The sequence below is a fragment of the Microbulbifer regidiadema (SeqCode) genome, from assembly GCF_052466995.1.
This window is the reverse complement of record NZ_CP174297.1, coordinates 3444918-3465137: the sequence shown is the minus strand read 5'-3', so window position 1 is coordinate 3465137 and position 20220 is coordinate 3444918. Positions and strand designations below refer to the sequence as shown.

12 protein-coding genes are annotated in these 20220 nt (G+C 49.7%); 10 read left to right on the top strand and 2 right to left on the bottom strand.

Annotated elements, in window-relative coordinates; all coding sequences use genetic code 11:
* Positions 1–120 precede the first annotated feature (120 nt).
* Positions 121–1467: a methyltransferase domain-containing protein gene (locus ACJJIK_RS15145; RefSeq protein WP_444943225.1), complete on the bottom strand. Its 1347-nt coding sequence runs from the start codon at positions 1465–1467 to the stop codon at positions 121–123.
* Positions 1468–1874: 407 nt separating this feature from the next.
* Between ACJJIK_RS15145 and ACJJIK_RS15140 the strand changes: the two genes are divergently transcribed.
* The 5 genes from ACJJIK_RS15140 (at position 1875) to ACJJIK_RS15120 (ending at position 10894) form a co-directional block, all read left to right on the top strand.
* Complete coding sequence (locus tag ACJJIK_RS15140) at positions 1875–3104, top strand: NAD-dependent epimerase/dehydratase family protein (RefSeq protein WP_444929108.1); 1230 nt, start codon at positions 1875–1877, stop codon at positions 3102–3104.
* Positions 3105–3118: 14 nt separating this feature from the next.
* Positions 3119–4096, top strand: coding sequence for an NAD-dependent epimerase/dehydratase family protein (locus tag ACJJIK_RS15135; RefSeq protein WP_444943224.1), 978 nt, complete (start codon positions 3119–3121; stop codon positions 4094–4096).
* Entirely contained in the window at positions 4086–7205 is a 3120-nt protein-coding gene (locus ACJJIK_RS15130) for a glycosyltransferase family 4 protein (protein WP_444943223.1), read from the top strand. Before ACJJIK_RS15135 ends, ACJJIK_RS15130 begins: the two co-directional genes overlap by 11 nt.
* Positions 7206–7218: 13 nt before the next feature.
* Positions 7219–9333 carry a glycosyltransferase gene (locus ACJJIK_RS15125; RefSeq protein ID WP_444943222.1) on the top strand — a complete coding sequence of 705 codons (2115 nt, stop codon included), beginning with the start codon at positions 7219–7221 and terminating at the stop codon, positions 9331–9333.
* A 322-nt stretch (positions 9334–9655) separates the two neighbouring features.
* Positions 9656–10894 carry a glycosyltransferase family 2 protein gene (locus ACJJIK_RS15120; RefSeq protein WP_444945072.1) on the top strand — a complete coding sequence of 413 codons (1239 nt, stop codon included), beginning with the start codon at positions 9656–9658 and terminating at the stop codon, positions 10892–10894.
* A 64-nt stretch (positions 10895–10958) separates the two neighbouring features.
* Here the strand turns inward: ACJJIK_RS15120 and ACJJIK_RS15115 are convergent, their stop codons facing one another.
* On the bottom strand, positions 10959–14291 hold the full coding sequence (locus tag ACJJIK_RS15115) for an amidohydrolase family protein (RefSeq protein ID WP_444943221.1): 3333 nt from the start codon (positions 14289–14291) through the stop codon (positions 10959–10961).
* 225 nt (positions 14292–14516) lie between these two features.
* Here ACJJIK_RS15115 and glmU point away from each other — a divergent pair, with 225 nt between their 5' ends.
* The 5 genes from glmU to ACJJIK_RS15090 all read left to right on the top strand — a co-directional run bounded on the left by glmU (position 14517) and on the right by ACJJIK_RS15090 (position 20219).
* Positions 14517–15881 carry a bifunctional UDP-N-acetylglucosamine diphosphorylase/glucosamine-1-phosphate N-acetyltransferase GlmU gene (glmU, locus tag ACJJIK_RS15110; RefSeq protein WP_444943220.1) on the top strand — a complete coding sequence of 455 codons (1365 nt, stop codon included), beginning with the start codon at positions 14517–14519 and terminating at the stop codon, positions 15879–15881.
* 114 nt (positions 15882–15995) lie between these two features.
* Positions 15996–17087: a pyruvate dehydrogenase (acetyl-transferring) E1 component subunit alpha gene (pdhA, locus tag ACJJIK_RS15105; protein WP_444929102.1), complete on the top strand. Its 1092-nt coding sequence runs from the start codon at positions 15996–15998 to the stop codon at positions 17085–17087.
* The gene (locus ACJJIK_RS15100) at positions 17087–18082 is read left to right on the top strand and encodes an alpha-ketoacid dehydrogenase subunit beta (RefSeq protein ID WP_444943219.1); all 996 of its coding nucleotides are present in this window, start codon (positions 17087–17089) and stop codon (positions 18080–18082) included. Before pdhA ends, ACJJIK_RS15100 begins: the two co-directional genes overlap by 1 nt.
* Positions 18079–19287, top strand: coding sequence for a dihydrolipoamide acetyltransferase family protein (locus tag ACJJIK_RS15095; RefSeq protein WP_444943218.1), 1209 nt, complete (start codon positions 18079–18081; stop codon positions 19285–19287). The genes ACJJIK_RS15100 and ACJJIK_RS15095 overlap by 4 nt, the downstream gene beginning before the upstream one ends.
* 107 nt (positions 19288–19394) lie before the next feature.
* Positions 19395–20219, top strand: coding sequence for a DeoR/GlpR family DNA-binding transcription regulator (locus ACJJIK_RS15090; RefSeq protein WP_444932361.1), 825 nt, complete (start codon positions 19395–19397; stop codon positions 20217–20219).
* Position 20220: the final 1 nt, after the last annotated feature.

Genomic DNA, 20220 nt, shown 5'->3' with positions numbered 1-20220 from the left:
GGATCCATTTGTAGTGCGATTACCCAGGCGTTTTCATAAGCTGGTATACTCAGCAGCTAAAATCTATTTTTAGTTATCGATTTTTCCACTAATATACCTCGCTATAATTTTTTTTGCCTGTTATTTGGCATAAGCTACACAAAAAACCACATTTGTTTTTAACTCATCTAAGGTAATGTCAGGAATTGATTTTCTTACCCGGGATTCAATTTCTGGAGTTAAACGCATTAAGGTTTTTTTGTCAGAAGAGAGGTTTTCCCAGGTGTCAATATTGAAGTACTTACTAGTTAGCGAACACAAGTCATTCAGACGAATACAATTTAGATTTGTTTTTATATAGTGATCTTGTGGTAGCTGATCGACAATACCAATATGATTCCAATCGTAAAACTTAAGGTGTGCAGGATTATTTTCATTCAATACGGAAGGGTTGTGCGGGGGCATGTGGTGCCCACTCCAACCATAAAAATTGTGGTGCAGATAGACTATTTTTCCACCTTTGTTCAGTAGTTCGGCGATATCCTTAAATACCTCCTCTATTTCCAGTAAATGCTCAGTAACATTATGCAGGCATACGGTATCAAAGGTCTTTTTCCCTACAAGGTCCCGGGTTGTCCCCTGATACAGCTCAATACTCGGGACTAAATCCATAATTTCCCGCCCGGACATTGGCGCATTTACCCATTTTCTAATGCGCTTGTTGCGAACTCTCCTGGAGTCTAAATTCATAGTGGGATCTATACCGGTATAACTATTGGCGCCTGCACATAGGTACCCCATGGCATAGCCGCCAAAGCCACAGCCTATATCCAATACATTGCAGCCCTTTACATATTTATGAAGTTTTCTTGGCCATGCACAGTAGCCAAACTCAACAGCACTGGAGACAAGATCTGAATTAAAATTCTTGAGGGCATGACGTATATTGGTGCAGTTATAGAAAAATGCTATTTTGGCTTGCAGTTCATCTTTGTCCCATTCTTCTACTGGTTCAATCTTATTAAGTTGCTTTGCCGCTCTTGATCTGGAAAACCTTGAGAAGGCTGGATGCAATCGGGAGGTCCCTAGCGTGTCAATCGCCTTCTTGGCATTATTTTCTATTCGCAATATTTTTAGTTGCTCAATAACTCCCAAGGCGCGTTTATGTTCAGGATTACATTTCAATACAATCTTTATATATTTCTCAGCCTGATTTAAATCCCCCTTGGCAATATTAAGCATGGCAATGACTATTCCCATGCCTATATGGTGAGGGTGTCTGGAAATAAATGTCATGGCGTATTTGTCACAATTTAGAATTGATCCACTCTTGGATTCCGCATAGCACAGAAAATAGGTTGCCGGGTGGTATGGATTGAGGTCAGCAATGGGGCGCAATAACTCTCTTGCCAAGTCTATGTCCCCAGTTAATGCAGCTTTTTTTCCTTGTTCGAAATTGTCCAGATGATCGATTTCTAGAGTAGACATTTAATTTCCTAAGTAATAAAAAGCAGATGTATTTGACGTAGATATTAACTGGTATAACGCAATTAGCTACAGTTGCATCTATTTTAATTCAGAAACACAAATTTTCTTATTCTGGAAAAGCTACCTTCCGCCAGTATTAATAAAATAATGCGCGAAAAATTATTCATGATATGAAAATTGAAAGTATAAAAAATAAATATATTTACTAATTTGGATCTCTTCAAGTTTTATTCAAAAAAAATGGCACAGATGTTAACTGGCATAACCGGTAAAAACTGTTCGGCTGTGTTATACATTTTACTTTGTAGAGTTAACGTTTTCACTATTTGAAATGGCTGTTAATGCAACTCTTAAAAAAGGATTTAAATGTTATTTAGGTAGCTATAAGAATACTATGGAGGTGCTCTTTGAAACTATTAATAGTCGGCGGGGACGGGTTTTGTGGGTGGCCAACATCATTGCATTTGAGCAATTTAGGCCATGAAATTATTATTATAGATGACTTGTCTAGGAGAAAAATTGACACTGAATTAAAGGTGGAATCACTAACACCAATTTGTGAATTAAAAGAACGTATTGATGCCTGGTTTGAAATAACCGGAAAAAACATCGATTTTGTTGAAATGGATGTTTCTAACAGTTTTGGCGACCTCTTAAATCTTATAAGAAATGAAAAGCCAGACAGTGTGATTCATTTTGGTGAGCAGCGTGCGGCACCTTATTCAATGAAAAACTTTGCCACGAAAAACTACACAATCGTTAATAATATTTGTGGCACCCACAACATTCTCAATGCGATTGTAGAATCTCAGCTTGATATTCATCTTATACACCTGGGCACAATGGGGGTTTATGGCTACGGCCACGAAGAGCCTATCCCCATACCCGAAGGCTATCTGGATGTAAAAATAGATACGACTGATGATCGGCAGATTTTAGACTCGATTGTCTATCCGCCGAACCCAGGCTCTATTTATCATATGACCAAAACAATGGACGCCCAGATGTTTCAGTATTATGCGAAGAATGACAAGCTTCGTATAACTGATTTGCATCAGGGGATTGTATGGGGAACACAGACCGAACTCTCAAGTATGGATGAGAGGTTGATCAATCGTTTTGACTACGATGGAGATTACGGCACGGTTTTGAATCGATTCCTTATGCAGGCTGCCGTAGGATTTCCCCTTACCGTACACGGGACTGGCGGACAGACGCGAGCTTTTATCCATATCTCCGATACTTGTAAATGTATTGAGCAGGCGCTTTCGCATCCACCTTCCTCAGGTGAGAGACCGATGATTCTCAACCAGATGGCGGAGACACAAACCGTCTACGATCTGGCGGAATTAGTTCAGTCACTCACAGGTTGCGAAATAAGTTATCAGCCAAACCCAAGAAAAGAAGCGGAAAGCAATGAATTAAATGTAAAAAATGATCTGCTGCGATCTTTTGGTTGGGAGCCAGTTCTTATTAAAGATAGTCTGCTGCAAGAAATAACCGACATAACAATGCACTATCGGGATAGAGCCGACTATTCAAAAATACCCTGTGTCTCTTACTGGACGAGAAACCATGAATTCGCCGATGCTTCTTATCGAACAAATAATGGTGAAATTATTGAAACGACTTCTTAGCGGGTGATTCACCTATGTCTAATCGCATCCTTATTACAGGTGGCTGTGGATTCATTGGTTCGAACTTGATTAGAATCCTCAGCGGCCTGAATTATTATAATGAAATATATGTCTTGGATAATGAGGCAACCGGGAGCACAGCAATGCTATCTGGTATTCCTCATCAATTTATTCGGGGGGACGTCAGAAATAAGAGCGATGTGGAAAGGGCAGTAAGAGAGGTTGATAGTGTAATTCATTTGGCCGCAGATACACGTGTTATTAATTCCATTGAAAAACCTGTTTATAACTTTGAAGTCAATGTAGTTGGTACTGTTAATATTCTAGAGGCAATGCGTAAGTACAAGGTGGGGCATCTTGTTAACGCCTCTACTGGCGGGGCAATAATTGGAGAGGTCGATCCTCCTGTACATGAACTGATGCCTGTAAATCCGGCATCAGCCTACGGTGCTTCTAAAGCTGCCGCTGAGGCATACTGTTCTGCATATGCTCAAAGTTATGGATTATGCATAGCCTCGTTGCGCTTCTCCAATGTGTATGGACCCCTTTCTGTACATAAAGGGAGTGTTATAGCTGCTTTTATAAAGAAAATATTAAAAGGAGAAACCTGCGATATCTATGGGGACGGTTGGCAAACAAGAGATTTTATCTTTGTGAGTGACCTTTGTCTGGGGATAATTAAAGCTCTGGAAAAGAAAGCAACAGGTGTTTTTCAGCTCGGTAGTGGCCGACCGACCTCTGTTAATGAAGTAGTGAATCTGCTTAAAGATGTTTCCGGTTTTGATAGTAATCTTGCAGTAGCTTATCACGATTTTCGGGCTGGTGAGGTTCGCCATAATCATACCGATATTTCTAAAGCAAAAAATTATTTGGAGTTTAACCCAGAAACTTCTTTGCGAGACGGAATTAAAGCTACTTGGGATTACTTTATCGATAGGGAAAACATTCTGATGGACAGTTCCAATCAGAGGGCCCTACAGGATGCAGATTGACAATTTTCAAGTAGAATCATTTCCTAATCTTAATAAGTATGTCGGTATTGAGTCTACACAGAAACTCCGGGTTTGTATTGCTACGGAAGAAATTCTGGGTCCGGTTAGGAATGGTGGAATTGCCTCAACTTACTATCATCTCGCCAAGGGATTGGCAGCACATGGCCATGAGGTCCATGTGCTCTACCTGAAAGGTGAGATGGTAGAAAATGAAACGCCAGAATACTGGGTAGAAAAATTTTCAAATTTTGGTGTATCCCTTCATTACTTACAACATGCAACTGAGTTAATTATTGGGCCTTCAAAAATCTGGCAGTGCCGATATAGTGCAGCCTATTGCTGGTTGAGGGAGAAGGGCCCGTTTGATGTTATCCATGCCTCTGAGTGGCGGGGAGGAGTAATCTATGCGCTGATGGCCAAGAAACTGGGTTTGGCATTTCAGAATAGCCTATTTATTATAAAAACTTCTTCTCCGCATCTCTGGAATCGACACTATCAGATGCAGCCCTTTGTAAAGAGGGAGCTTTTGCCCGCGAGCTTTGCCGAGCAGAAGTGTGTAGAGTTTGCAGATATCGTGATAGGCGGTAGTGCGCATTTATTGTGCTTTATGCGCTATGTTGGTTATCGCCTACCCGCTACCACCTATGTACAGCCAAATATACTCGACTTTTCTGATGTTCCGGTTGAAGACCGACGCGCCAAGCGCAAACCGGGCGATACTATTCATACAAAAGAGCTAACTTTTTTTGGTCGTCTAGAAATGCGTAAAGGCATTGAGATTTTTTGTGCTGCTCTCGATCTTTTACAGCGTACGGGAAACTCTCCGAGTCGAGTAAATTTTTTGGGTAAGTACGGTGAGGGACTTCCAAATCAGAATAATGAAAAGGTTTCTGAGTATATTAAACGTAAATCTTCCACTTGGAATTTTGATGTTGAGTGTATAACAGACTACAACCAGTCAGAGGCGCTATCCTTCTTATGCTCTCGAGATATGATTGCAGTGATGCCATCTCTGATTGAAAACTCCACTATGGCGGTTTATGAAGCACTGGAAAATAATATTCCTTTTATCGCAACCCGGGTTGGGGGCACACCAGAGCTGATCGCAGAAGAGGATCACGATAGCTGCCTGATTAGTCCCTATGCTTATGAACTTGCAGAGCGTTTACAAGATGTGCTTAGTAATGGTCATAGAATTGCTCACCCTAGCTTTGATAATAATCAAAATCTGAAAGTTTGGTATGGCTTTCATGCATATTTGGCTGATTTATTGCCGCAAATTAATACAACTGAGGTTCTCGGTAAGCTGCATGGGACAGATTCGACTCAGAAAGATACAGAGGAAGAGATAGCAATAGCGCAGCTTGAGGTTATTGTATTACTGCGTGAGAGTAATAGTGCAATGAAATTTGCAGAAGCGTTAGTTCACGATAAACCTGACGCTGTAAAAATTTTACTTATAGATCCGGATTTGGAAAAAGTCGCGCAAGAAGCTAATCAATACCTGGTTGAATCTGGAGTGATATCTAGCGTTGTTGATTTTATTGGATTTCCAGCGGGAATTGCACTAGCTCGCAGCCTATCCGAAAGTGTGATGGATGCCTGTATTTTATGTGATGGCACTACAGTCAGATTTGGTGGGGAATTTTGTAGCAAATTGCGTATAGCCTTACAAAAAACCAGTGAATATATTATTACCAGTTTTCTTTCATTGCCCGATGATAAAATTTTAATGCCAATGGGGAGTGATATTGTTTCAGAAGTTGCCTGCGGAAACTCCATAGGAACAAATGTTTTTTGTATTCCAAGTAAAATATCTAAACAAGTAGGCCCCTTACTCCCCTATGATATTCGTTATGGTTTACTCCAAGAGTATGTGCTTAGGGCATATAAAGAGTTTTCCTGTGAATTAATGGTGATTCCTGAAACGTATTTGAAAAGTGATTGTTATTTAGATGAGCTGGAGGAGGCTAAGAGTAACGCGAATTCACTATATTTACGCTCAATGTCCCTGGTAGAAAACAGTGATATTGCATATCGGAAGCTTGCACTGCTTCCAGCGGTAGACAATAAACTTAATCCGGCTCTTTATCGCGATAAAAACCGTCATGAGGAGGAGCCGGTATGGTTGGCACACTCCGATAGACCAAGAAAAATGAGAAATCGCAATGCGAGAGTTGTTATTGGTTTGGATGAAAAAAAATCGCATATTCTATGTGTGGCCAAGGGTAAAGGGACACGAAAATTAATCGCCAATGGTGAGCCCCAGCCTATTTCTTTGGTGATTCAAGATAATGAGATCACTTTACATCGATTTTCTATCCCAGATAGATGGGATGAGGGTGATAAATTTAATATAAAATTTTTATTAGAAGACGAGGAAAATATTTATACCCGTTTTATACGTGTTATTAAGTTATCGAAGAATGTGTTTGCGGCTATTTCTGGTAGTCCAATTTTAAATCAAATGGCGATTGAAGAGATATTTAAACAGAAAGATGGGCGTAGTTTATTTCCGGCAGCAGTTAGAGGTTTTAAATCCACTACTCTTACTGAGGATAAAGTTGCAGGGGAGGAGGCAAAAAATAAATTAAAATCTACACAGGAGCAAACTGAGGCTGCTGAATCAGAGGTGCAATATGAGTATGATATTGCCCAGGTTATTTATGAGCAAAATCATAAAAATAATCAGGAAATTAAACCCCGCTTTAATTTTCCAGAAGCAGTGAAAAGATCAGGTAGCACTTTCAAAAGAATATTTAAAGGGTATACAGGATCCCCAATTAAGGGATCTATTCCTCCACGGGAACTTTTTGCAATAGATCCTCACTTTTTAGAAGGATGGGCTTGGGATCGAAGTAATATTTCTCGCAATCTTGTTGTGGTTTTGGAGCTGAATGGATATATGGTAGCTGAAACTACAGCGAACCAATATATCGAACGTTTTGGCAGTAGAAATCCAAAGCTTGCCTGGTATGGATTTCGATTTGCATTAACAGAGGAAATTAAACAAGAATATTCAGAAATTACGATTCGAATAAAAGAAAATGGGTTAATTTTACGAAATGGACGTTTGCGCTATCTTAAGCAAATGTTAGTAGCGATGTAGGATAACTAAAACAATGAAAGAGCTTTATCAGGATAGTACGCTTGGACCCTCTTCGCGAAAAAAACATATTTGTATTCTTACCGAAGATATTTTTGGCCCGATTAAAAATGGAGGTATAGGTACAGCTTACTTTCATTTGGCTGTATTTTTACAGAGGTCTGGTCATAAAGTAACTATTTGCTTTATAAATGGGTTGGCCAAAAATCCGGTAAAGATGAAAATAACAAAACAATTTTTTTTAAGACTTGGAATTAATTTTTTTAGTGTGGCACCTCAGGCGCTGGCAAAAACTACCATGGCTCGCACCATGGCCATACCTTATGCGGCCTATGAATGGCTTAGGCAGCATGAGAAAAAATTTGACATTGTGCATGTTTCAGAGTGGCGTGGCACCGGATATATAGCGCTGCTAGCCAAAAGTCTGGGTATTGCCTTTGGAAATATACACTTTGTTGTAAAGGGCTCCTCCCCAACGCTTTGGTCGGCAGAGGGGAACCAGCAGTTTCTAAAGGAAGACCGTCAGTTGGGCTGGGTGTTTATGGAGCGGAAAAGTGCCGAAATGGCGGATACGCTTATTTGCGGCAGTAAATACCTTATTGAGTGGATGGATAAAAATAAATATAAACTTCCCGAACGCAGTTTTTTTTGGCCAAATGTTTTTTTAGATGACTTGTTGCCAGATAAAAGAATAAGGATAAATGGCTCTGGCCTCGCAACCAGGGAGTGGGTTTTTTTTGGGAGACTTGAACCGCGTAAAGGCGTTATTCTTTTTGTTAATGCATTAAATAGTCTGGCTAAAAAAGGTGTGCAACTTCCTACAATTACTTTTTTAGGTGGTGATTCCTATCGATTTGATGCGCAAAAATTTATTGAAGAGAATCAGGAAAATTGGCAAGCTGAAATTACCTTTAAAAATAACTTTGATGCTATGGAGGCCATAGAGTATTTACGGGGTGAGGGGCGTCTGGCAGTTATTCCGGCATTATTAGAGAACTCTCCAATATCGGTATATGAATGTCTCGCAACGAAAATACCATTTATTGCCGCAGATACGGGTGGAACGCGAGAGCTACTTGATCCTGATACTTGTGAGCAGGTGCTTTTTGAGCCCAACCATATCGCTCTGGGGAAAAAACTGGAACTCCATATCAAAGAACTGCCTGCACCGGGGGTTAAGCATCCACGGGTAAAGAAATCCTTGGAGGTATGGAAGCGTTGGCATGAACAGGAACATAACACTCCTCAATGCAAATCTCCAGTGGACATGCAGTCTCCTTTGATTACTATTTGCATAACCCACTTTGAGCGCCCGGGTCTTTTGTATCAAGCACTTAAAAGTATTGAGCAGCAAACTTATCAAAATATTGAAGTGATTGTGGTTGATGATGGAAGTCATTCGAAAGAAGTCCATCACGCGCTAAAAATTTTGGAAAATCACTATGCCAACAAAGGTTGGCAATTTATTTACCAGGAAAATTGTTATGTAGGCGCTGCGCGAAATACTGCGGCAAAAAGAGCCGGTGGAGAGTATTTACTCTTTTTTGATGACGATAATGTCATGATGCCTGAAATGGTGGAAAAAATGCTTCGTGCGGCTATGTTTGCCGGTGTTGACTGTTTGACATGCAGTTCTATACGCTTTAGCGGCGAAGGAGAACCAAATACACCAGAGAGTAAATTGGGGACTCAAATTCGTTTTATGGGGCCAGCAAGGGCCTGGGCGACGAAAGTGAATATTGTCGGTGATGCAACCTGTTTGATAAAAACCACTACCTTTAGAAATCATGGAGGTTATACCGAGAGATATAGAACAGGTAAAGACGATATAGAGTTTTATAGTAAGCTTATTTCAGCAAATGAAAAAATATCCTACTACCCCGACGCACTTTACTATTATCGTATTGGTAATAATTCAATGAAGGCGAGAAATCTTCTTCAGGAAGAGGAGGATTTTCGCCAAATAAGTCCCTATTTGCATACATTGGATGCAGAAGAAAAAAGTCTTCTGCTGCTTAGAACGCAACAGAAAGGGAGAGGCAAGCAGCAGGGCAACAAATATAAACCGGGAGTGGTGCGGAGAACAATGCGCAGGTTGCGCAAGTTTATCCGTCTTGATTATGGACAGTAGATATTATTGCTTGGGGAAAAGCTACTGATATAGCACCGAAATCTCTCGCAGAGTAATAAATCTTAATACTAGGGATGATAGTAGACTTGCAATAGGAAAAAGCCGGAATTTAACTATGATTATTTACCGGGTAGCGACGCTTACAATGTAATAGATATGTAACTTTAATTTGTTATGGATAAGCTTTAGGAGCAAGACAAGAAAAGACAAGACAGAGGTGGGAGGTGGCCAGATTAATGATTGAGTGGGTGGTAAGTTGATCTGGTTACCATAGCAGTAAATATCAGCAGTTGCTTAAAACCAAGAGGGTGAAAGTTTGAAGGTGCTCAGATATATCGATGGAGCAAATGACAAGACTTTTCCTTTAATTTGTGTATTTCGCGACGAGATAGATATTTTCCCTGCTTTTTTACACCATTATCGCTCTATCGGGGTAACTTGCTTCCACTTAATTGATACTGGCAGTCGCGATGGTTCTGTCACCTATCTTTTAAACCAGGCTGATGTACAGCTTTACGCTGTTAAGGGTGGTTATCCACAGGCAAATGCTGGAATTGATTGGGTTAATCGTATCGCTCACGAGTATTGCCGGGGTAAATGGACTATTGTTGTCGATGCGGATGAATTTCTTCAGTTACCCGAGGTGGATGGCCGCGTATGCCTGTCCCGGGTAACTAAGCTGATGAAAAATGAGTTGGCTTTTGCTCTATATACTCCACTGATCGATTTTTTTTGTGATAACTTAAAAGAAAGGCCTTACTCAGCAAAAAATCTTACTGAATTAATGGCTAAAACCCCCAATTACGTGCCCTATAAGAACTTTAAGAAAAAACGTATACAGGCCTTTCCATTTTTTGAGATTCGCTCAAAAGTGCGGGCACAGATTTCGGGTGTGCCCAACTACTTTGTCAAATCCTATAAAATACCACTGGTATACTGGCGTCAGGATTTTCAATATATACGCTCTACTCATGTCTGTACGCCAATACCCTTAAGTGAAAACTGTGGATGTCTTTTACACTTTAAGTTTCGTGCTGGTTTTCAGCAGCGACTGATGCGGGAATTAGAAAACCCGGATCGAATGAATTCCGATGTTTACCGAATTTCAAAAGCCATCATTAAAAATCAGAGCGCTATTCCCCGCTACACCGATGATCTGCGGGAGAGCGGTGGTTTTTCCGGGAGTGAATGGCTGAAGCAGGGAAAGTTTGTCGAGGACTGGAAAAGTGAAAACTGCTCAAAAGCCCAGTATTTTGAACTGCTGACTCAGCAGAAGGGCGCCTCGGAAAGCTATCTTGCCGAAAATCTCACACGTTTAACAAAATCATTTAGCTGGCGTTTCAGTAGGCCATTGCGGCAATTTCTATTTTATCGGGGCATGTTGCGACACGATCACTACCCCGAGCGGCTGGAGAAGGATCACCCTTTGGCCGATCAGACTATTGCTATCTATGAGTCATTCTGGTGGCTGGTCACTGGAATTTTTAGGCTGCCGGTGGCGATTTACCGGGCCATTCTATGGCATAAACTGGCTGGGCGCCGGCGGGCGAAACAGCAATAAAAAAGGCCGGGGAATCGCTTCCCCGGCCTTTTACCTATCGCCTTTCAGCTTAGCGCTGAGGTCGTCAGTGTACCCAGTGGTGGCGCTCCATCTTCTCCTGTACCGCTTCTGCCGTAGGCGCGGGCATAGCGCTGATGGGCAGGCGCTCGTGGAAGAATGCCAGGCGCTCACCTGCGCCCATCTCGTTCATGGTTTCCGCCTCAAACACGCGTCCGTTGATGACCGTATAGGTAATATTTTCGGACTGGCGCAGGTTGTCCAGAGGGTTGCCGTCGATCACGATCAGGTCAGCCAGTTTACCCGCCTCGATACTGCCGATATCGCCGTCCATACCCAGGTAGCGGGCACCGTCGATGGTGCCGGCGCGGAAGGCTTCCCAGGGGGTAAAGCCGCCCTGCTCCATCATCCACATCTCCCAGTGCGCACCCAGTCCCTCACGCTGGCCGTGGGCGCCGATATGTACGGTGACACCTTCGTCGCGCAGCTGCTTGGCCTGACGGGCCACGTTAAAGTGGTTGTAGTGGGCATCCGGCGCAGTGGGGCGACGGATAGAACGGGGATTGACGATAAAGTCGGGGGTAAAGCGGGTCAGGCGCGTGTTCTTCCACACCTCGGTGCGGTCATACCAGTACTCCTCACCCCAGAGGCCGCCGTAGGCCACGACAAAGGTCGGTGTATAACCCACCTGGGTTTGGCTCCACAGTTGCTCCACATCGCCGTAGACATTGGCGATCGGCAGTGAGTGCTCGATACCGGTATGCCCGTCCACAATCATGTTCATATTGTGCTGGTACTTACCGCCGCCCTCGGGCACTACCATAATGCCGGCTTCGCGGGCTGCCTGTAGCACTTGCTGGCGCTGGTCGCGGCGGGGCTGGTTGTAGCTCTTCACCGAGATGGCACCCATTTCCTTGAGGCGGTTGACGTGGAACTGGGCGTCCTCCAGGGAGTTGATCTTGGCTTTGTAGCCCGGACCTTTGGCGCCATAGAGGATGGTGCCGGTGGAAAAAATACGCGGTCCGGTAATCAGGCCGGCCTTTTGCATTTCAGCGGCGGAGAAGATCTCGCTGCTGTCATTGGAGGGGTCGTGAATAGTCGTCACGCCAAATGCCAGGCTGGAGAACAGGTTCCAGTTCTGCTGCGGGATAATCTCCTCGCGACCCTGGGCACCGTGGGCATGGGCGTCAATCAGCCCCGGTAATACAGTTTTGCCGGTGATATCGATACGCTTCGCGTCGGCGGGAATGTCCACTTCCGCAGCGGGACCCACGGCGACAATGCGGTTGCCCCGGAACAGCACTACACCATTGTCGATAATTTCACGGGTATTTTCCGCATCGCGCATAGTGACAACCTTGCCGCCGGTGAGGGCAACGAGACCGGCGCGATTGTCAAAGGACTGCTCAAAGCTCAGGTCGATGCCTTCGGAGACCGGCTCTGGCAGCTCCTCGGGGGCACCGGCGACAAATTCGAAGGCGTCTTTCAGTTCGCGCTCGAACAGTTTGGGGCCGTGGGCCCAGCCCAAGGTGTCGCTATCGGCAGACCAGTGCAGGTTTTCACCGGCGCGCTTGGATACCTGGGTAACTTTAACCGCTTTGCTATCGGGGCCGATTACCTCGGATTTGCCGGTGTGCATAAATGGCGCGACAAAGGCTTTGAAGTCCTGGGTAAAGGCAACCCAGTTGCCGTCCGGAGATAGGCGGAAGGAGGTAATCTCAGCGCCGTGCAGATGCTCGCGCTCATCCTTGCCTTGCAGGTTGGTGCTCTTCAGCACGCGCTTGCCGCCGTCAGCGTTTTGGTACTCGGAGAAGTAGATACGCTCTTCGCTGGCGCCGAAATGCGGCTCATAGCCAGACTTCACGACCCGGCGCTGCCAGTCGCCGTCGGCGTCTGCCAGGTAAATACCCGGTTCCAGGGAGTACTCAGGGCTAAGCAGATAGCCGCCGGTAAAGCGGCGGTAGGCCACTGTGTCACCGCTGGGAGAAAAGCTTGGCTCAACGTATAGGCCCGGCTGCTTGGTGATATTTTTACCGCGACCGTTGCGAGCGGAAACTACCCTCACATGGCCCAGGTTTTGGTCGTCCCAAGAGACATAGGTGATCTCGCGACCATCGCGGGACCAGCTGGGGTAGAACTCAAAGTGGTCGTCCTGGCGGGTCAGGCGACGGCGCTCACCGCTGTCGATATCCTGGATATAAATCTTGCCCAGAGCCTGGAACGCGACCTGTTTGCCGTTGGGGGATTTCTGCGCCCAGCGGATCATCTTCACATCGAAGGTTTCCGGCGCCACGTCCACCGGGAAGCGCACCGCATCGGCTACCTGTTTTTCGACTTTCACATGGGCTTCAATCGGGGCGACGCTGTCGCCGTTGGTGGAAATACGCAGGAATTTACCGCCGGTCCACACGATCAGCGACTCGCCATCGGGCATCCAGTCGTACTGTACATAGTTGCCGTGCGGGCCGAAGATTTCCTGCAGGTCGCGCTCAAGGCCGGCGTAAACCGGTGTTTCCAGCCCGGTATCCAGATCTTTCAGGAACAGGGAGGTCCGATTGTCCTGGCGGCGAATAAAGGCCAGTTTGCGACCATCTGGAGAGGGCACCGGTGCCACTGCACCGCCGGGACCGGAGATAAAGGTCTCCTCTTCACCGTCCTGGAGGTCGTAGCGGTTGATGGCAAAAATCTCCTGGGTGGAGTTTTTGTTGTATTTCCATACAGTGCCGGGGGTGGTGTCGATAGAGTAATAGACATAGCGACCATCCGGGGAGAAAGCCGGATCGGCAATGTTTTTCTGGGCGATATCGCCGCCGATGCGCTCTTTCAGCTGGCGACCTTCACCCCCACCGTAGTGGTACATCCAGATTTCACCGGCGGGGATACTGCGCCCAGACATAAAGCCTTTGCGCGCCACCAGGTACTGGCCATCGGGGCTCCAGTTGGGCGAGTGCAGCAGGTTTTCCTTCTCTGTGGTGAGCTGGCGAAGGTTGTCGCCATTGCGGTCCATCAACCAGATGTTGTCGGCGCCATCGCGGTCGCTGATAAATACGATGTTCTCGCCATCCGGGCTGAAGCGCGGCTGCATATTCCAGGCGATTTCATTGGTCAGGGCTACTGCCTCGCCACCGGCTACCGGCACTGTGTAGATATCGCCGAGCATATCGAACAGGATGGTTTTACCATCCGGGCTGATGTCCAGGTTGCTCCAGGTGGTTTCGCGGGTATCCAGCTGGATCGGTTTGAATTCGTAGGGCGGCTGGTTGATATCCCAGGCCTCCGCCTTCTCCTCTTCTTTGGCATCGGCTTCTGCCACTGCCACTGCCCCCAGGGGCAGGGTCAACGCCAGAGCCGCCAGGGCCAGAAAGTGGCGGCGCGGCTTGTTTTGCTTAGTGGTGTTCATTGAAGTATTCCTCCGCCTGATTCTGTTCTCGGCGGTTATCTTTGTTTTGTTGGATGGGCAACTGGTTGATTTTTCAGGGGCTAAATTACCGGGATTAAAGAGGCGCGGCAATCTCAATGGGGCGAGGCGCAGGCCCCTGGGACGAGTGGTTGCCCGCTTGAGTAAAGCGGGGCGAATGGCCACAATGCACTCAGGTTTTACAAACGCTTGGAATATCGACCCTTTATGACTATCGATGTTGTGATTTTAGCTGCCGGAAAAGGCACCCGTATGCACTCTGACCTGCCCAAAGTGCTGCATCCCATTGGCGGTATCCCCATGCTTGAGCGGGTTATTGATACCGCTATGTCGCTGGGTGAAGTGCAGATTACTGTAGTAATCGGGCACGGTGCCGAGCTGGTTCGCGAGCGCTTCGCCGATCGCGGCGTCAGGTTTGTAGAGCAGGCGCAGCAGTTGGGTACCGGGCACGCAGTGGCCCAGGCCGCACCCTATTTCCGCGCGGGAGCCAACGTTCTGGTGCTCTACGGAGATGTTCCCCTGGTCAAGGCCGGCAGTTTGCAATCGCTGCTGTCGGCGGCGGACTGCGGTCCCGCCCTGATGTCAGTGGAGATGGCCAACCCTGCGGGCTATGGGCGTATTGTGAGAGATAGCAGTGGCCGCGTGCAGTCGATTGTTGAAGAGAAGGACGCCGATGCCGATACCCTGGCTATCAGTGAGGTCAATACCGGTATTTTAGCGGCGTCTGGGGACCTGCTGGCCCGCTGGCTGCCGGAGCTGTCCTGCGACAACGCCCAGGGCGAATACTACCTGACCGATATTGTCGGGCGCTCCGTGAGTGAGGGTATCGCTGTCGCCGGTGTGCTGGCCAGCGACCCGCTGGAAGTGGCCGGTGTGAACAGTCGTGCACAGCAGGCGCAGATGGAGCGCGCCCTACAGCACCAGCAGGCGACGAGTCTGATGAATGCGGGCGTGACTTTATTGGACCCGGCGCGTATCGATATTCGCGGCAGCCTGACCTGTGACACCGATGTCTCTATCGATATCAACTGTATCTTTGAAGGCACGGTATCACTGGGTAAAGGAGTAAAAATCGGCCCCAATTGCCTGCTGAAGAACTGTCACCTGGCGGATGGCACCAGGGTGGAGGCCAACTCTATTATCGAGGGGGCCGAAGTCGGTGAGACCTGCACTATCGGTCCATTCGCGCGCCTGCGCCCGGGCACAGAGCTATCAACCGGTGCCAAGGTGGGTAACTTTGTCGAGACCAAAAAAGCCAAAATCGGAGCCGGCAGTAAGATCAACCATCTCTCCTATGTGGGCGATGCCCTGGTGGGGGAAGCGGTCAATATCGGTGCCGGCACCATCACCTGTAACTACGATGGGGTGAACAAATCCCTGACCGAGATTGGCGATCAAGCGTTTATTGGTTCCAACACTGCCTTGGTAGCCCCGGTAACCGTGGGAGCCGGGGCCACAATTGCTGCCGGCTCCACCATTACCCGAGCAGTGGACCCGGAGGCGCTGGCGGTGGCGCGGGGTAAGCAGCGCAATATCAGCGGCTGGCAGCGCCCGACCAAGAAACAGAAATAACCTCGCCGTCACTGGGGGAGCCCCTGCGGGAGCGATAATTCCGGCGGGCCTTCCCACTGTTGATAGCCGCCCTTTCGATTAAACTTGCGCTTCGGGAATAAAAGGAATGGCCCGATGCATAAGCCTAGATTAAAACTGCTTGCCAGTTTTGATATTGCCTCACTGCAATATCTGGACGAGCGCGGACAGACGACCCAAGCCCTACCGGACTTCGCCACTGCCGATACCCTGATCGACTTCTACCGCCAGATGACCCTGACTCGTATGGTGGATGATCGCGCGGTCAAAATGCAGCGCACCGGCCAGCTTGGCACCTACCCCTCCAGTCTCGGCCAGGAGGCGATAGGCGTTGGCCTCGCCGCAGCGATGGCCGCAGAGGATGTCTATTGCCCCAATTACCGGGAGAGCGGCGCCCTGCTGGGGCGCGGTGTTGCGATTGAGGAAATCTACGCGATCTGGGGGGGCGATGAGCGCGGGCAGAACTTTCGCCACGCCCGCCAAGATTTGCCTCTGAGCGTGCCTATTGCCACGCAGATGCTACACGGTGCCGGTATTGCCTTCGCCCTGAAATACAAGCACGAACACCTTGGCGAACCCCTGCGTGTCGCTGTGTCGACCGGGGGCGACGGCTCCACTTCGCGGGGCGACTTCTACGAGGCGATCAATTTGGCCGGCGATTGGAAGCTGCCCCTGGTGATCGTGATCAACAACAATCAGTGGGCCATCTCCCTGCCGCGCGAAGAGCAAACCGCCTGCAAAACCCTGGCGCAGAAGGCCATCGCCGCCGGTATACCCGGCTTGCAGGTGGACGGCAACGATGTCATTGCCGTGCGCGAAGCGGTGGGAGATGCGCTGGCGCAGGCGCGCAGCGGGGCCGGCCCGGCACTGATCGAAGCGATCAGCTATCGCCTGTGCGACCACACCACCGCCGATGATGCCAGCCGCTATCAACCGAAAAACAACCTCAATGAAGCCTGGGCAAAGGAGCCCTTGCGGCGCCTGCGCGCCTATCTAGAAAACGGCGGGGCCTGGGATGATACGCGGGAGCAAGAGTTGCAGCGGGCGCTGACCCGGCAAGTGGACAGGGCGGTGCAGACCTACCGGGAAACCCCCAGGGATTCCGCCACGGCAATATTCGATCACCTCTACGCAAAGCTGCCGGAGGCATTTCTGGAGCAGTATCAACAGTTGCAGGGGGACAGCTGATGGCGGAGATCACTCTGGTAGAGGCGATTGCCCAGGCCTTGGCTTACGAGATGCAAGCGGACCCCAGGGTGGTCGTTTTTGGTGAAGATGTGGGCCTCAATGGTGGCGTATTTCGCGCGACCGAGGGGCTGCAAGCCAAGTTCGGCCGCGACCGGGTACTGGATACCCCCCTAGCCGAGACCATGATTGCCGGTATGGCGGTGGGCATGGCGGTACAGGGATTGCGACCGGTGGCTGAATTTCAATTTATGGGGTTTATCTATCCCGGTCTCGATCAGATTCTCAGCCACGCCTCGCGCTTTCGCAATCGCACGCGCGGCCGCCTCTCCTGCCCGGCGGTCTACCGCGCCCCCTACGGTGGTGGTATTCATGCACCGGAGCATCACTCCGAGAGCACCGAGGCCCTGTTCGCGCATATTCCGGGCCTGCGCCTGGTAGTGCCCTCCTCCCCGGCCCGCGCCTACGGTTTACTGCTGGCGGCAATTCGCGACCCGGACCCGGTGATCTTTCTAGAGCCCAAGCGCATCTACCGGGCGGTGCGCCAGGAGGTGCCCGATACCGGCGAAGCGCTGCCGCTGGATCGCGCCTTTGTACTGCGCGAGGGCCGCGATATCACACTGATCGCCTGGGGCGCCTGTCTCAAAGAGACCCTGCAAGCCGCAGAGCAGTTGGCGGGGGAAGGCATAGAGGCCGAGGTCATAGACCCGGCCACCCTGAAGCCTCTGGATATCCACACGGTGATCGACTCCCTGGAGAAAACCGGGCGCTGTGTTGTGATACACGAGGCGGCCAGATTCTGTGGTGTGGGCGCTGAGCTGGTCGCGCAGATCAATGAATATGCCTTCGACCTGTTGCAGGCACCGGTACAGCGGGTGACCGGCTTCGATACGGTGATGCCCTACTACCAATTGGAGCACGAGTATCTGCCGGGAGTGGCGCAGATTTTGGCCGCCGTGCGGGAGGTATTGGATTATGCCAGCGGAGGGGCACAATGAAGATTTTTACCCTGCCGGACCTCGGCGAAGGTCTGCCCGATGCGGTGGTGCGGGAGTGGCATATCAGTGAGGGAGAGACGATCGCCATCCACGATACCCTGGTGACGGTTGAAACTGCCAAGGCCCTGGTGGATGTACCGGCTCCCTGGGGCGGCACGATTGAAAAACTGTTTGCAGCGGTGGATGAAACCGTGAATGTCGGCGAGCCGCTGGTAGGATTTGTCGCCGAGGGGGAAGTGGTGCTTGAAAGCCCCTCCACAGCCACTGTTAAAACGGAAGAAGCAGATCAAGGGGATGCGCGGGCCGACAGCGGCACGGTGGTGGGAAAATTGGAACAGGGGCAGGCTGTATTGGGGGTTGAGCGGGGGCCCGAGGCGGGCCCGAAGCGCCCGGCAACCCCGAGGGTGCGGGCCCTGGCCCGGCGTTTGGGCGTCGATTTGCACTCACTATCCGCTGCTGCCCCGGTGACAGCAGCCCAGGTGCGCGCTGCGGCGGGATCGGGGGCCAAAGCACAAGCCCCGGCAAAGAGCCGCCGCCCATCGCCCCCTCCTACCCCGACTGTGCAAACGACTGCCGTCGAATCCGACCCCGAGATTATGTCGCCGGCGCGGCGGGCCATGGGGCTGTCCATGAGTCGCGCGCGGGATGAAGTGCAACAGATAACCCTGTGTGACGACGCGGATATTTCCAACTGGTGGGGCAGTGCCCCGGCGCTGCTGCGCTTGATCCGCGCGGTACAGGAGGCCTGTACCGCAGAGCCCACACTCAATGCCTGGTATCGGGATAATCAGCTGCTGCCGCAGGGCAGTATCAATATTGGCCTGGCCGTGGACTCGCCCAGAGGGCTGTTTGTACCGGTACTTCGAGAGGTGGCCGAGCGCTCCGACGGGGAGCTGCTCCAGCAGGTAGCGGACTTCAAAAACCAGGCCCACGAGACCGGCATTGCCCAGCGGGATTTACAGGGGGCGAGCATACTCCTGTCCAACTTTGGCTCTATTGCCGGTCGCTACGCCACCCCAGTGGTTATGCCACCCACTGTCGCCATTGTCGGTGCCGGGCGGGTGGGCCAGGGGGTGGTGGTGGTCAATCGCTGGCCGGCGATGCGCCCCCTGTTGCCCCTCTCCATCAGTGCCGATCACCGCGCCGTTACCGGTGGCGAGCTGGCGCGCTTTCTCCAGGTGATGTTGAAAACCCTATCGCTATAGCTATTTCTGCCCACACTCTGCCACTAGCCGACCCGCTGGCGATAAAACTGTGGGAATTATAGTTTCGTTTTGCTATCTTTAAGTTTCGAAACGAAACTTTTATGCTTATGTCCAAGCGCAACACCCAGCAGCGTCGCCACGGCATCCTCCACTTGTTGAATGAAGTGGGTGAGGCCAGTGTCGAGCAATTAGCGCGGCAGTTCGGTACCTCGGAGGTCACGATTCGAAAGGATCTGACTGCGATGGAAAACCACGGCTTGCTGCTGCGCCGTCACGGCGGGGCTATCCCAGTGCCGAGGGAGCTGGTCAGCGAGGAGGGCCCCTCCGAAATCAAGCGGGCCATCGGCCGCGCCGCCGCAGCCCTGATACCGGATCACCACCGGATTGTGATCGACTATGGGCGCACCACTGCGGCGATGATTCCGCAGCTTGAAAGCAAGCGCGGGCTGGTTGTGATGACTAACTCACTGCATGTGGCCAATGCGCTGCGGGAGCTGGAAAACGAACCGACCTTGCTGATGACTGGCGGCACCTGGGACCCGCATTTCGAGGCCTTCCAGGGGCAGGTGGCGGAACAGGTACTGAGGGGCTACGACTTCGATCGCGCTTTTATCGGTGCCGATGGCATCGACTTGCAGCGCGGCACCTGTACTTTTAATGAGCAGATAGGCCTGTCCCGTGTTATGGCGGAAGTGGCGCGAGAGGTCGTTGTGCTGGCGGAGTCCAGTAAAGTGGGGAAGCGGATTCCCAATTTGGAATTGTCCTGGGAGCAGGTCGATACCCTGGTCACAGACGATGGTCTGGAGGACTCTGTAGGTCAAAAATTGGAGCAGCTGGGCATTCAGCTGCTCTGTGCCCCGGTAGATAGGGGCAGAAACTCCCCGCCCGAACGGGTAATGGGTGGCGAGTTTTCCGGGTTAATGAGGAAATAAT